This is a genomic window from Microbacter margulisiae, assembly GCF_014192515.1.
Lineage (GTDB): Bacteria > Bacteroidota > Bacteroidia > Bacteroidales > Paludibacteraceae > Microbacter > Microbacter margulisiae.
On the sequence record NZ_JACHYB010000002.1, the window covers coordinates 802,585 to 816,251 of the forward strand.

At 39.1% G+C, this 13,667-nt stretch carries 13 protein-coding genes; 10 read left to right on the top strand and 3 right to left on the bottom strand.

Annotated features, from left to right (window positions below):
• Positions 1-31 precede the first annotated feature (31 nt).
• The 3 genes from FHX64_RS12405 to dnaN form a co-directional block, all read right to left on the bottom strand.
• Complete coding sequence (locus FHX64_RS12405) at positions 32-1,261, bottom strand: S-adenosylmethionine:tRNA ribosyltransferase-isomerase (RefSeq protein WP_183414524.1); 1,230 nt, start codon at positions 1,259-1,261, stop codon at positions 32-34.
• A gap of 17 nt (positions 1,262-1,278) precedes the next feature.
• On the bottom strand, positions 1,279-1,713 hold the full coding sequence (locus FHX64_RS12410) for a thioredoxin family protein (protein ID WP_183414145.1): 435 nt from the start codon (positions 1,711-1,713) through the stop codon (positions 1,279-1,281).
• A gap of 71 nt (positions 1,714-1,784) precedes the next feature.
• Positions 1,785-2,909 carry a DNA polymerase III subunit beta gene (gene dnaN, locus FHX64_RS12415; protein WP_183414146.1) on the bottom strand — a complete coding sequence of 375 codons (1,125 nt, stop codon included), beginning with the start codon at positions 2,907-2,909 and terminating at the stop codon, positions 1,785-1,787.
• Between the two features lie 321 nt (positions 2,910-3,230).
• Here dnaN and FHX64_RS12420 point away from each other — a divergent pair, with 321 nt between their 5' ends.
• The 10 genes from FHX64_RS12420 to FHX64_RS12465 all read left to right on the top strand — a co-directional run bounded on the left by FHX64_RS12420 (position 3,231) and on the right by FHX64_RS12465 (position 13,618).
• Complete coding sequence (locus FHX64_RS12420; RefSeq protein ID WP_183414147.1) at positions 3,231-5,183, top strand: ABC-F family ATP-binding cassette domain-containing protein; 1,953 nt, start codon at positions 3,231-3,233, stop codon at positions 5,181-5,183.
• A gap of 77 nt (positions 5,184-5,260) precedes the next feature.
• Entirely contained in the window at positions 5,261-6,112 is an 852-nt protein-coding gene (locus FHX64_RS12425; protein ID WP_183414148.1) for an ABC transporter permease, read from the top strand.
• A gap of 51 nt (positions 6,113-6,163) precedes the next feature.
• Complete coding sequence (locus tag FHX64_RS12430; protein WP_183414149.1) at positions 6,164-6,538, top strand: four helix bundle protein; 375 nt, start codon at positions 6,164-6,166, stop codon at positions 6,536-6,538.
• 42 nt (positions 6,539-6,580) lie between these two features.
• Positions 6,581-7,876, top strand: a complete 1,296-nt coding sequence (locus tag FHX64_RS12435) for an ABC transporter ATP-binding protein (RefSeq protein WP_183414150.1) — start codon at positions 6,581-6,583, stop codon at positions 7,874-7,876.
• Between the two features lie 5 nt (positions 7,877-7,881).
• Entirely contained in the window at positions 7,882-8,796 is a 915-nt protein-coding gene (locus FHX64_RS12440; RefSeq protein ID WP_183414151.1) for an FkbM family methyltransferase, read from the top strand.
• 254 nt (positions 8,797-9,050) lie between these two features.
• Positions 9,051-10,181, top strand: a complete 1,131-nt coding sequence (locus FHX64_RS12445) for an AAA family ATPase (protein WP_183414152.1) — start codon at positions 9,051-9,053, stop codon at positions 10,179-10,181.
• Positions 10,182-10,191: 10 nt separating this feature from the next.
• Positions 10,192-11,019: a glycosyltransferase family 2 protein gene (locus FHX64_RS12450; protein WP_183414153.1), complete on the top strand. Its 828-nt coding sequence runs from the start codon at positions 10,192-10,194 to the stop codon at positions 11,017-11,019.
• Between the two features lie 10 nt (positions 11,020-11,029).
• Positions 11,030-11,869 (top strand): alpha-1,2-fucosyltransferase, encoded by an 840-nt coding sequence (locus FHX64_RS12455; protein ID WP_183414154.1) that lies wholly within the window; start codon positions 11,030-11,032, stop codon positions 11,867-11,869.
• A gap of 5 nt (positions 11,870-11,874) precedes the next feature.
• Positions 11,875-12,741, top strand: coding sequence for a glycosyltransferase family 2 protein (locus tag FHX64_RS12460; protein ID WP_183414155.1), 867 nt, complete (start codon positions 11,875-11,877; stop codon positions 12,739-12,741).
• A 55-nt stretch (positions 12,742-12,796) separates the two neighbouring features.
• Positions 12,797-13,618, top strand: coding sequence for a glycosyltransferase family 2 protein (locus FHX64_RS12465; protein WP_183414156.1), 822 nt, complete (start codon positions 12,797-12,799; stop codon positions 13,616-13,618).
• The last annotated feature ends 49 nt before the right edge of the window (positions 13,619-13,667 follow it).

Below are 13,667 nucleotides of genomic sequence, written 5' to 3' on the forward strand. Positions count from 1 at the left end.
CAAATAGTTAAATATCAGAATAACCCAAATTTCACACACTAGCCTTTTTTGGGAAAAGCAATGAGCTATCTCCATAGCTTAAAAACCGAAAATCGTTTTGTAATGCATATTCATAAATACGTTGCCAGTCGTCGCCAACAAAAGCGGAAATTAAAAGCAACAACGTACTGCGTGGCTGATGAAAATTAGTAATCAATGCATCTACCAAATGAAACGTATAGCCAGGAGCAATCAAAATCTGCGTTGAAGCATGCAATTCAGCCACATGCAACCGGTCGAGATAATCTATCAGGGCGCTCAGTGCTTCTTGTTTAGAAGGATTAAAATCATCGTTCTCGTAAGGAGTCCACTGATCTATATGAAAATCAGACAGATATGGATTCACAAGCAATTTTTTCCCTAAAAAATAAAGACTTTCAAGTGTTCGCACGGATGTAGTCCCCACAGCTACCAGAGGCGTCTTGTGTTCAAGCAAACGCCGGATTACATCACGGGTCACCGCTATGCTCTCTGTATGCATTTCATGATCCTTCATGGCATCTGCCTTCACTGGCTGAAAGGTACCGGCACCCACATGTAAAGTTACATCTACCCACTCAATCGTTTTTTTCTTCAAATCAGACAAGACTGATTCGGTAAAATGTAAACCTGCCGTAGGAGCAGCCACTGATCCTTCAATCTGAGCATAAACGGTTTGGTAAGTCACTTTATCGGAAGCCTGGGCTTCACGATGCAGATACGGTGGAATAGGTAATTCTCCGACCTTTTCCAAAAGATTGGCAAACGAAACAGGAGCATCCCATTCAAATTGCAACACATATGCTTTGCCATGTGACGCAACGCGTGTAGCTTTTAATGTATAAAGATTACCCTCTATTTCGAAAGGTCGCGATAAAACACCTTCTTTCCATTTCTTTGCATTTCCAATCAAACCGATCCATTGACATGAACCGGTTTGTTGAAACATTAATGCATAATCCGATGGAGAAAAAGGCTCCAGACAAAACAGCTCTATACGTGCTCCCGTCGCTTTGTGAAAAATAAGGCGGGCCTGTACAACCCTTGTATTATTTCGTACCAGAAGGGTTTGCGAAGGCAGATAATCAGCCAACGAGCTGAACACTGTATGGCTGACTCCTCCCTCCCGATACAATAACAACTTTGACGCATCTCGTTGCTGTAAAGGGAATTTTGCAATTCGCTCATCCGGCAATTCATAATCATATGCATCTATCGATAGTTGCTGCGGATGATTTTTTATAAATCTCAATGACAATATTATCTTCTAAGTAATTTTGTAATAGCTAATTGCTTTAGCGTTTGATAGTCGACAAAACCAACTGATTCATATCGGGTGTTTTGTTTATTGAAAAACATCAGGGTGGGCATGGCCTGAATACCCATTTGCTGTGATAACACAGGATCTTTATCAACATCAACACGATAAACAATTATTTTCCCCTTAAACTCACGTTGCAACTGGTCAACAAGTGGAGACAGACGTTTGCACGGAGGGCACCATGTGGCAAAAAAATCGACAAGAACAGGCAATCTGGATTCCAGATGCACAGATGGATTCCTGTCATAATTCCAAATCAACTGCTTAAACTGCGCAGCATTAATGGTTCTCACTTCACCGGTTTGTGCCGATGCAGAAAATCCAAACGAAAGAATCGTCAAAAAAAGACCTACTAAAAAAATCTGCTTTTTCATACTTGGTAATTTAAATTGAAAAAAAGGCCATTTTTTCAAATGACCTGCGTGAATAAAAAACAAATAAAATATTAATTGTTTAGCAGCATAGGCATCAATAGCATTAAAACATTCTCTTTTTCCGCTTGTTCAAAAGGCATAAAAATGCCCGCGCGTGAAGGATCCGACAACTCCAGTATAATTGATTCGGAAGCCAGATTGCCAATAATATCAATCAGAAATGACGATTTAAAACCAATTGACAAAGGTTCCCCTTCATACTGGCAGCGTAAAGACTCTTCGGCAGAAATAGAAAAATCAATATCCTGAGCGGAAATCACAATCTGATCATTTTCAATATGCAATTTGATCAAACTCGTTCCCTGATTTGAAAATACAGAAACACGCTTCACCGCATTCAACAAAGTCGCACGGTCAACAATCACCTTATACGGATTATTCATGGGAATAACCGCGTTGTAATTCGGGTAACGACCTTCGATCTGACGGGCATACAACGTATATGTAGGCAAAATGAAACAAATATTTTTATCGTCAAAACGAATCAGGACTTCACCGCTCTCCTTAGGTAAAATATTCCGCAACATATTGGCCGGTTTTTTCGCCAGAATAAAAGAATAGGCTTCCTCGCTGCGGGCTTCGCTGTTTTGGAAACGAACCAGCTTATGGGCATCGGTAGCAACCACCGTCATAGCTTCGGGAGTAAGATCAAAGTAAATACCCATCATCACAGGACGCAACTCATCGTCTCCGGCAGCAAAAAAGGTAGATTGTATGCCGTCGTTAAGCGTTGCCACATCCATGGTAATCGATTTGGCCGATTCAGGCATGGCCGGCAAAAGTGGATAATCATCGCCATTCTGTCCAATAAAATTATATTGCCCGTTTTCAGAATAGATCACCATTGCCAGATTTTCATCATCAATTTCGAAAGTCAGCGGTTGCTCCGGAAATTCACGCAAAGTATCCAATAAAAGTTTGGCTGTCACGGCAACACTCCCCTCCCCTTCCGCATCTACAATTTCCATCGAGGTAATCATGGTTGTCTCCAAATCCGAGGCAGTGATTTTCAAAGAAGAACCTTCTATTTGAAACAAAAAATTATCGAGAATAGCCATCGTATTCTTCGAATTTATGACACGGCTAACAGCCTGCAAATGACTTAGCAAAGCTGTACTGGAAGCAACAAATTTCATAGTCGGAAAAAATAGTTAGATAAATGAAATTGAACAACTAAAATCACGGAATACATTGCTCCGTTCGATTTTATCAAAGACAAAGTTAAATCATCAACTTGAAATTGCCAAATCCTTTTTACGAACAGATTATCAACACCTCTTAGAAATAAGTTATCATTGAAAACATGACGTTTTGGGCTCATTTGGCGGCACTTCACAAAAATAGTATCTTTGCAATCAATTATGACTATACCTGCAAATATAACGCATTCAGGGTCATCTTTTCCGGGGGAATTACCCTCACATGAAATCTTTACTTAAAATGCGCCTCATCAACAAATGATTTCAGCTGAACAACTGACCGTCGAGTTTGGCGGTTTTACACTTTTCGATTCGATCTCTTTTTTAGTCAATCCCAAAGATCGCATTGCTCTGGTTGGGAAAAACGGGGCAGGAAAAACAACCCTACTCTCAATTTTCGCAGGAGAACAAAATCCAACATCAGGACGTATCGTAAAATCGCCCGATATCACCATCGGATATCTGCCCCAACATCTTTTGCCGGCAGGCCGGCTGACGGTTATGGAAGAAACAGAATCTGCTTTTAGGGAAATCCTGCAAATCCAACAGTCCATTGACCAGTTGACTGCCCAACTGTCACAAAGAACCGATCACCAGTCGGATGAGTATCACCGGTTGATAGAGCAAATGACGCACCAAACGGAATATCTGCACCTGATCAGCGAAGGCAATTATCACGCTGAAGCAGAAAAGACATTGACAGGATTAGGATTTTCGCGCGCCGATTTCGATCGTCGGGTCGATGAATTCAGCGGTGGCTGGCGGATGCGTATCGAGTTAGCAAAAATCCTGCTGCGCAAACCCGATCTTTTGTTATTGGACGAGCCTACAAATCATCTGGATATCGAATCCATACAATGGCTTGAGAACTTTCTGACAAACCAATCAGGGGCAGTAATGCTGGTGTCTCATGACCGGGCTTTTCTGGATAACGTTTCGAACCGGACAATTGAACTGTCGCTGGGTCATATCCATGATTTTCGGGTATCTTACTCGAAATATGTCACCTTGCGCAGGGAACAGCTTGAGCAACAACAACGGGCATACGAGAATCAACAAAAATTGATTCAGGATACCGAGCAATTTATCGAACGGTTCCGCTCGAAAGCCACCAAAGCTGTGCAGGTACAATCCCGTATTAAACAACTGGCCAGACTTGAACGCATTGAACTGGACGAAATCGACTCATCACGCCTAAATCTTAAATTTCCGCCTGCTCCCCGGTCAGGAACGTTACCACTCGAAATTGAACATCTGACCAAAACTTATGATACGAAAGTTATCCTAAAAGATATCGGCCTTACGATCCGCAGGGGAGAGAAAGTAGCTTTTGTAGGAAAAAACGGAGAAGGGAAAACCACTTTGGTAAAATGCATAATGGGAGAAACAGATCACTCCGGATTACTTCGTCTTGGACATAATGTTAAGATCGGATATTTCGCCCAGAATCAGGCATCACTGCTCGATGAAAACAAAACGGTTTTTCAAACCATCGACGATGTTGCCGTGGGTGATATTCGCACCAAAATCCGCGATATCCTTGGAGCATTCATGTTTGGAGGTGAAGCCTCAGAGAAAAAAGTCAAAGTGCTGTCCGGTGGAGAACGAAGCCGGCTGGCTATGATTCGTCTGCTGCTTGAACCCGTCAACCTTCTGATTCTGGATGAGCCTACCAATCACTTGGATATTCCTTCCAAAGATGTACTGAAATCCGCTATCAAAGCATTTGACGGCACCGCTATCATCGTATCGCACGATCGCGAATTTCTTGACGGGCTGGCTACCAAAGTGTATGAATTCGGACAACAAAAAGTACGCGAACATCTGAGTGGAATTTACGACTTTCTTCGTCATAAAAAAATGGAATCCCTGCAGGAACTGGAACGAACCCCCGCTTCAACTTCTCCCACAACAATAAAAATCAGCAAACCGGGGAGCGACACAAAACAGGAATATTCGGCAAGAAAAGAATATAACCGCCAATTAAAAAAACTGGAAAGGCAACTGGAAGAAATCGAAAGCACCATTGACCGGCTTGAAAAAGAGATTACCCTACTTGAAATTGCTTTGAATGAAGACAATGATCCATCTGCTTTTGAAGAATACCAACAATTACAACAACAACTTGCAGCAGAAATGGAGCGATGGGAGCAGCTGTCGGTAGACAAGGAGCGTTTTCATAACGGGGCAGAGTCTGACAATGAGAGATAATCTCGATCCGCAGGATATCAAAGAATATTTTTTTACTTATCTTTGCTTTCTGAACCCGTTTTATTCTCCTTTTGCCCATGAACAACGAAAACGAGGAATGGACCACCGTCATCAAACCCAAAAACAGACTCCTTGACATTGATTTGAAAGCGGTATGGCGTTATCGCGACTTATGGTATATGTTTGTAAAGCGCGACATTACCACTTCCTATAAGCAAACCATCTTGGGTCCACTTTGGTTTATCATTCAACCTGCCATTACAACCATCATGTACATGATTGTCTTTGGCGGCATTGCGCATATCTCTACTGACGGACTTCCGCAACCCCTTTTTTACCTGGCAGGCATCTCAATGTGGAATTATTTTTCCGAGTGCCTGAACCGTACCTCATCGACTTTCACTAATAATGCCTCCATCTTCGGGAAAGTCTATTTTCCGCGCCTTGTAGTACCTTTGTCGACAATCACATCAAGCCTGATCCGGTTAGCCATACAATTGGGACTATTCCTCTTGGTGTATCTCTATTATATCTATATCGGAACCCCCATTCATCCGAATGTAACCCTTCTGTTGTTTCCGGTTCTGTTAGTCATCATGGCAGGCCTATCCCTGGGGTTCGGTATCCTGATCTCATCTCTGACGACCAAGTACCGCGACTTAACGTTATTATTCGGCTTTATTGTCCAGCTTTGGATGTATGCCACCCCTGTGATCTACCCCCTCAGCATGATGTCTCCCCACCGGCAATGGATCATGGCACTCAATCCGCTCACATCCATCATAGAAGCCTTTAAGTACAGCACCCTCGGAGCTGGCGTATTCAGTTGGGGGATGCTAACCTATAGTTTTGTTTTTATGCTTTTTATCCTGGCCATTGGCATCATCACATTCAACAAGGTAGAGCGATCGTTTATGGATACAGTGTAAAGAAGAAAGTGTATAGTGTAAAGTGTAAAAAACCACATAAAACAGAACAAGATGGAACGCAAGTATAGTTTCGAGAATTTAGAGGTATGGAAAGATGCTCGTAATTTTGTAGTGGATGTTTATACGTTGACAAAAACTATGCCTGAACACGAAAAATATGGATTATGTTCTCAAATACAAAGAGCGTCTGTTTCAATTGCTTCAAATATTGCTGAAGGCACTTCCAGAACGACAGATAAAGAAAAAATACGATTTATTGAAATAGCCTATGGATCACTTATGGAAGTTTATTGTCAATTTTATCTTGCTCTAGACTTAGAATATATAACCAAAGAACAATTTGAATCCCAGAAATCGGCAGTCGATAAGGTTGCAATAAAATTAAGTGCATTGAAAAATGCCTATAAAAAACGATTAAACGACTAATTCATTAATATCTTACACCATAAACTTTACACTATCCACTACATGTCGACGGCTATTAAATTCGAAAACATCTCCAAACAATACCGCCTCGGGCTGGTCTCCACCCGCACACTATCGCACGACCTCAACCGTTGGTGGCAGATGAATATGCTGCGCCGGGAAGACCCATACCTGAAGATAGGTGAAATAAACGACCGCGCCCACAAAGGAACCAGTGAATATGTCTGGGCGCTGAAAGATATTAATTTTGAAGTGGAACAAGGGGATGTAGTAGGCATTATCGGTAAAAACGGCGCAGGAAAAAGCACCCTTCTTAAAATTCTCTCCAAAGTAACGACTCCTACAACAGGCATCATTAAAGCGAAAGGACGTATCGCCTCTTTACTGGAGGTAGGCACCGGCTTCCATCCCGAAATGACAGGACGGGAAAACATTTACATGAACGGAGCAATCATGGGAATGACACGACCTGAAATCAACCGGAAGTTTGATGAGATTGTGGATTTTGCAGGTGTGGAACGTTATATTGATACGCCGGTAAAACGATATTCCTCCGGGATGACAGTACGGCTTGGCTTTGCCGTAGCCGCATTCCTGGAACCTGAAATTCTGGTTGTGGACGAAGTGTTGGCTGTTGGCGATGCCGAATTTCAAAAAAAAGCCATTGGCAAAATGCAGGATGTTTCCCATGGAGATGGGAGAACGGTATTGTTTGTTAGTCATAATATGGGGGCAATACAACAATTATGTAAAAATATTTGCGTCTTAAAAAATGGATCTGTTAGTTTTATTGGAAATGTTGACAAAGGGGTAGCATTTTATTTACAAGATAGTATGTTTGCAAAATTAGAAAACATACAACAGCAATTGAGTAAACAAGTCGATGATAAGAACTTTAAACTTCTTAATGTTTACGCAGTACAAGAAGGAAAGACAGCAGAATCCTTTTATACCAACAAGGACATAGAAGTATATTTTAAATATGAAGTATTGAAGGAAACTTATGCATTGAGAATTGGTTTTGACCTAATAAATACACAAACAGGCATGGTAATTTTCAGATCATTCCACGATGACCACTCTGATACCATTGAAACGATAAATAAAGGAATCTATGAATCCAAAGCCACAATACCTAATAATTTATTTTTAGAAGGAGAATATATTCTAAGTGTTTCTGTAGGAATTCATAATGTTAGATGGATAATATACGATAGCATAAAAATTCCACTAAGTTATTATAACGTAGATGGTATAAATAAAGTATACATATCAGACTACAGACCTGGCATAATTAATCCATTTATCATGTGGGAGAATAAAATCATAACTAAATAAACATTATGCATAAAGCAATTGATGTCAAAATCGCTAATTTTTGCAGACGCTGGCTTTCCTATTATATTAGGAAACGAGAAAAAACTATTGATCCAGAAGCTATCAAAGAAACGACATGGCTAGCAAATTTCACACAGAATTCAGATTATTTTCAACATAAACTGGATGACAATATTAAAATTATTTTATACAAAGACAGCCTATTATGCAAATATATTTATTTCAGCTTTGAAGAAACAGAAATCATGTTTCTAAGAAAATTCTTATCTCCTGGAGATTGTTTTTATGATATTGGAGCTAATATCGGGCTATATACATTATATGCTGCCAATATAGTAGGTATTCAGGGTACAGTATACGCCTTTGAACCAGCTCCCTCTACTTTTTCCAGATTAGAAAAGAACATCCAACTAAATTCATATTCTAATGTTATATTAGAGAATATTGGATTGTCCAACTCAAAAGAAATCTTGCCATTTCACTTGTCTACTAACGGGTATGATGCATGGAATAGTTTTGCAAATCTAAATGAACTTAATAATAGTAATATAACTAATGTGCATACAATTACCTTAGATGAATACGATGAAACAAATCAAATTCAACATATAGATTTAATGAAAATTGACGTAGAAGGGTGGGAATTAAATGTATTAAAAGGAGCCTCTAAACTTTTAGCTTCAACAGAGGCCCCTGTTCTGTTAGTAGAATTTACGGAAACAAATGCATTTGCAGCAGGTTATTATTGTGGCGAATTATTTGACTATGTAAAATCATTTGGATATAATTGGTATTCATATGATAAGGACACAAATAGATTACAGTTGCAAGAAAAAAAATTACACTATCCATACGAAAACATTATTGCAATAAAAGATATTGAGGTTTGCTATAAACGCATTGGCAATCCTTCTGTTTAATCTATTTCAGAAAAAAACGAACTACAAACTTTCTATCATCACCATCAACCACAACAACGCCTACGAACTGCATAAAATTATGGAATATATGGGGCGGACTTATACCGATTTTGAGTAATAATAATTTATATCGCACATTGCGTATCGCATTATGCGATATTGTTTGTAATTTTGTCGTACCAGACAAACATGCACCCTGATATTCAGCCAATACATGCTTTGCAACAATGAACCAATAAAGGAATTATCAACCAATGACCACGAATAAACCGTACAATCCATTCTTGATCGCAGGCTATCACAGTCCCGATTATTTTTGCGATCGTGAAACGGAAACGGCAAAAATTATTTCGGCTTTGGATAACGATAGAAATATTTCGTTGATGAGCCCACGCCGTTACGGAAAAACAGGGCTTATCCGCCACGTTTTTTATCAACTCACTGAAAAAGAAAGCAATATTGTATGCATCTACATAGATATTTATGCTACTCAAAATCTGAATGACTTTGTAAAGCTATTTGCCGAAAATGTATTGGGAAAAGTAGATGATAATTTGGAAAAAGCAATGAAAAGATTTGCTGCTTTCTTCAAAAGTTTTCGTCCGGTGCTTTCGTACGACTCCCTGAGCGGACAACCCGAATTAAGTGTGAAGATTGAAACGGAAACAGCTCATAACAGTCTACAGGAAGTCTTTTCGTATTTGCAGCAGTCGGGCAAGCGTTGTTACATAGCTGTTGATGAATTTCAACAGGTTGCCGAATACCCTGAAAAAGGGACAGAAGCACTTTTACGCTCGTATATACAGTTTTCAACCAATGTGAAATTTATTTTTTCGGGTAGCAGGCAGCACCTGATGAGCGAGATATTTCTATCGGCTAAGCGACCTTTTTACCAAAGCACACAACTGATGACTTTAGATGTGGTAACCCGCGAGCGCTATTATCAATTTGCTTCTTTTCATTTTCAAAAGGCAGGATTTACCCTGAGCGAAGCTTGTTTTGATACGGTTTACACTCTATTCGAAGGGCACACCTGGTATGTACAGGCAGTGCTCAATCGTCTCTACGAATATCGCACAAACATAGATGAACAGGAGTTAGTCTATTATGCCCTGCATGAATTGCTCGAAGAAAACACGTATAGTTATCAGGAATTGCTCAATGCTTATTCGTCAGTTCAGGTAAATTTACTAAAAGCAGTGGCAAAAGAAAAGATCGTAACACAAATCAATGCCGGTCAGTTTATTTCCAAATACGGACTTAAAAATGTGAGCAGCATAACTCGTGCATTAAATAAATTGCTCGAGAAAGAACTTATTTACAAATCGGAAAGAGGATATATGGTTTACGACCGATTTCTGGGAATATGGTTAAGTAAATTATGATGCAATTGTTATGACTAAACTATCTATCATCACCATCAACCTCAATAACGCCGAAGGATTACGTAAAACCATAGAAAGCGTGATAAACCAAACTTTCACCGATTTTGAATACATCATCATTGACGGAGGAAGTACTGATGAAAGCGTAGATATTATCAGACAATTTGCGGATCGAATTACATATTGGATAAGTGAACCCGATACAGGTATTTATAATGCCATGAATAAGGGCATTAAAAAAGCGGAAGGAGAATATTTGCAATTTCTCAATTCAGGCGATTGGTTGTATTCAGAGTCCATTCTCAAAGAAGTATTTGCATTGAACAGAACTGAAGATATTCTGTATGGTAACGATGCCCTATTCTATAATGAGCAACATATTACATTCAAAACATATCCTACTAAACTCACTGGGTTCCTGCTTTATACGGGAACCATCTCGCATCAGGCAACTTTCCACAAAGCAACATTATTTGATACTTTGTATGATGAACATTATAAAATAGCTTCCGATTGGAAATTTCAGATTGAAAAAATCATTTTTGAAAACTGTTCTACTTATTACCTGAATAAAACCATCATCTATTTTGATATGATGGGAATCAGTCAAAACCAGGTATTCTCAGAATTACAAAACAACGAAAGGACGCAAATATTAAGCGAATATTTTCCGGAAAGAATCTTAGCTGATTATCAAACATTGCAACAATTAAAAAGCGAGCAGAGCACTAAATACATCGGAAATATTAAAACCATCATGCTACATCCCTGGCTATGGAGGCTAGTCAGACGGTTTATAAGTATTATGGCATCATTTGCCAAAGTTTTTCAGGCATAAACATACACTAATGATCATTGTCTCACTGAAATGCCAAATGGGGAATCAACTGTTTCAATACGCTTTTGGAGCAGCAAATGCAAAACGGCTACATACCCGCTTCATCCCATTTTTAAATACACCTTACTATCCTTTCAAACTGGAGTATTTTAAACTGGATCCTTTTACCCGTTTTGTGTTTTCTTATCCCAAAATCACCCGGCAATATTCACGCGTATGCAGAAAACTGGTAAAGCATATGATTAAGACAAAAATAGATGACAATGAATGGCATCTCTTAGACAACATTGAGAACAATTGTTATTACGACGGCTTTTTCCAGTCCGAACGCTATTTTCAACCATTCCCAGACACCATTCGCAGACGATTCCGGATCAAAAAATCATATCGTAACGCTTTTGAAAATAAATACGGAGAACTTTTCCGTACGCACAAAACCATTGTTGTCCATTTAAGAAGAAAGGACTACAATCTCGTCGGATACGATGACATTGGAGGAGTCAACATTGCCCTGCCACTTACTTACTATCAAAAAGCGTTTGAGCAGATTAAACAACTGGACGACTATGTTATCTTGTTTATCAGCGACGATATCGAAAGCGTCAAAAATGATTTTGGCAACCATCCTAATTATCGGTTTGAAACGAATCCCTCAATTATCGATTTTCAGTTGATTCAACATGCAGATATTGCCATTATTGCCAATAGCACGTTTGCCTGGTGGGCAGCTTATTTGTCGCACAAACCTTCTGCCCAAATTTATGCACCGGCCTATTGGTGGGGATTCAAAGTCAGGAAAGAGTTCCCCGTTGGTATTATGACCGCTAAATTTCACCAGATCGAATTTTAAATGCCATGCTTACGACCTTCTTTACCCATTATAATATCCGTTTCCAGAAAAAACACCGCCTCAAAACGCTTTTGCAATTGGCATGCAATATGGTCCTTTGCAGAGTATGGCAGATCAAAAAACGGATCTTGGGCATTCATCATCCCGTGGTACACCTTTATGCTGTCTGCTGGAACGAAGAAAAAATCATTCCGTTCTTCTTAATACACTACAACGAATTTGTGGATCATTATTATATCTATGATAACTATTCCGACGATACTACGGATTCGTTGCTTTCAGCCCAATCCAATATCACCGTTCTCAAATATGACACTGGAGGCACATTTAATGACCTTGCCCATCAACAAATCAAAAACAACGCATGGAAACAATCACGAGGAAAAGCCGACTTTGTTATCGTTTGTGACATGGATGAATTTTTGTATCACCCCGAAATAAAATCATTTCTGACTGTTCATTTAACCAACAAATCGATCTTTCAACCTCATGGATTTGAAATGATATCAGCATATTATCCTGACGCCACAAAAAGTATAACACAGTCTGTTAAAACCGGATTTCCAAGCCACTATTTCAATAAAATGATTTTATTTGATCCTCACCGGATTACGGAGATTAATTTTAAACCGGGAGCACATGAAGCTTATCCGGAAGGCATTGTAAAAATCAGTCAATATGACGAACTAAAATTGTTACACTATAAAAATCTTGGAATCGAATATATGCTCAATCGCATTAATATGTATCGGAAACGTTTATCACAAGTAAATCGTGAACTGGAAATGGGATTACAATACGAGCATGAAAACCAGGCTATTATTGAAGAATTTCAGAGAAATTTACATGTCGCTGCGCCTGTCATTCCGTAAGTAGCCGTTTGGAACTAAAGCATTTTTTTATCGTCAATCATAAACTTTTATGCAAATGGACTCCTCTAAGATTATGTTATCTGTCATAATTCCATGTTACAATACAGGAGAGTACCTCCCCGAAGCATTAGCAAGCGTGTACGCCTATACAGGCAACTATACGTGTGAAATCATTATCATTGACGATGGATCGACGGATCTTACAACACTTAAACTTTTGGATTCGCTATCCGGAAAACATATCGTGCTAAAACAATCTAACGCTGGCCCCGCTGCGGCAAGAAATGCCGGTTGTAAAATTGCTCAAGGGGATTTTTTATTATTTCTGGATAGTGACAACTCAATTGTTCCGGAATATATTGATTATGGCATTAATAGTTTATTGAAAAATCATGAGGCAGGAGTAGTATATGCAAAAGCCAATTTTATAGGCGATGCCAGTAGAGGTGAGTTCAAAGTTGCTCCTTTTGACATCAAAGAGCTTTTGGTGTCAAACTATATCGACATGTGTGCTGTTATACGTAAAAAAGCATGGGAAAGTGTAAACGGTTTTGATGAATCCCGCCATTTTCTGACACTTGAAGATTGGGATTTCTGGCTCAAACTATATGAACAAGGATGGAAGTTCATATTCATCGAAAAAGCCCTGTTTTACTACAGAATCCGGAAAGGATCATTAATGGATATTCACCTTCAGAATAAAGATTATCTCAGACGTAACGCATATCTTTTCGATAAACATTATGATTTATACCGGAAACATTATGCATTTATCATTGATAATACGATAGCTCATTTCAAAAAACAATCATCAGCATACCGTATTGGAAACATATTGACAATGCCTGTGAAAATCATAAAAAAAACATTTAACTAAACAGCATGACAATTAACAAATTGGCTGTTTGTTTCATTCAATAATAATC

Coding starts and splice junctions, on each gene's coding strand:
- FHX64_RS12410 (WP_183414145.1), bottom strand. CDS start 1,713: ATGAAAAAGCAGATTTTTTTAGTAGGTCTTTTTTTGACGATTCTTTCG.
- dnaN (WP_183414146.1), bottom strand. CDS start 2,909: ATGAAATTTGTTGCTTCCAGTACAGCTTTGCTAAGTCATTTGCAGGCT.
- FHX64_RS12420 (WP_183414147.1), top strand. CDS start 3,231: ATGATTTCAGCTGAACAACTGACCGTCGAGTTTGGCGGTTTTACACTT.
- FHX64_RS12425 (WP_183414148.1), top strand. CDS start 5,261: ATGAACAACGAAAACGAGGAATGGACCACCGTCATCAAACCCAAAAAC.
- FHX64_RS12430 (WP_183414149.1), top strand. CDS start 6,164: ATGGAACGCAAGTATAGTTTCGAGAATTTAGAGGTATGGAAAGATGCT.
- FHX64_RS12435 (WP_183414150.1), top strand. CDS start 6,581: ATGTCGACGGCTATTAAATTCGAAAACATCTCCAAACAATACCGCCTC.
- FHX64_RS12440 (WP_183414151.1), top strand. CDS start 7,882: ATGCATAAAGCAATTGATGTCAAAATCGCTAATTTTTGCAGACGCTGG.
- FHX64_RS12445 (WP_183414152.1), top strand. CDS start 9,051: ATGACCACGAATAAACCGTACAATCCATTCTTGATCGCAGGCTATCAC.
- FHX64_RS12450 (WP_183414153.1), top strand. CDS start 10,192: ATGACTAAACTATCTATCATCACCATCAACCTCAATAACGCCGAAGGA.
- FHX64_RS12455 (WP_183414154.1), top strand. CDS start 11,030: ATGATCATTGTCTCACTGAAATGCCAAATGGGGAATCAACTGTTTCAA.
- FHX64_RS12460 (WP_183414155.1), top strand. CDS start 11,875: ATGCTTACGACCTTCTTTACCCATTATAATATCCGTTTCCAGAAAAAA.
- FHX64_RS12465 (WP_183414156.1), top strand. CDS start 12,797: ATGGACTCCTCTAAGATTATGTTATCTGTCATAATTCCATGTTACAAT.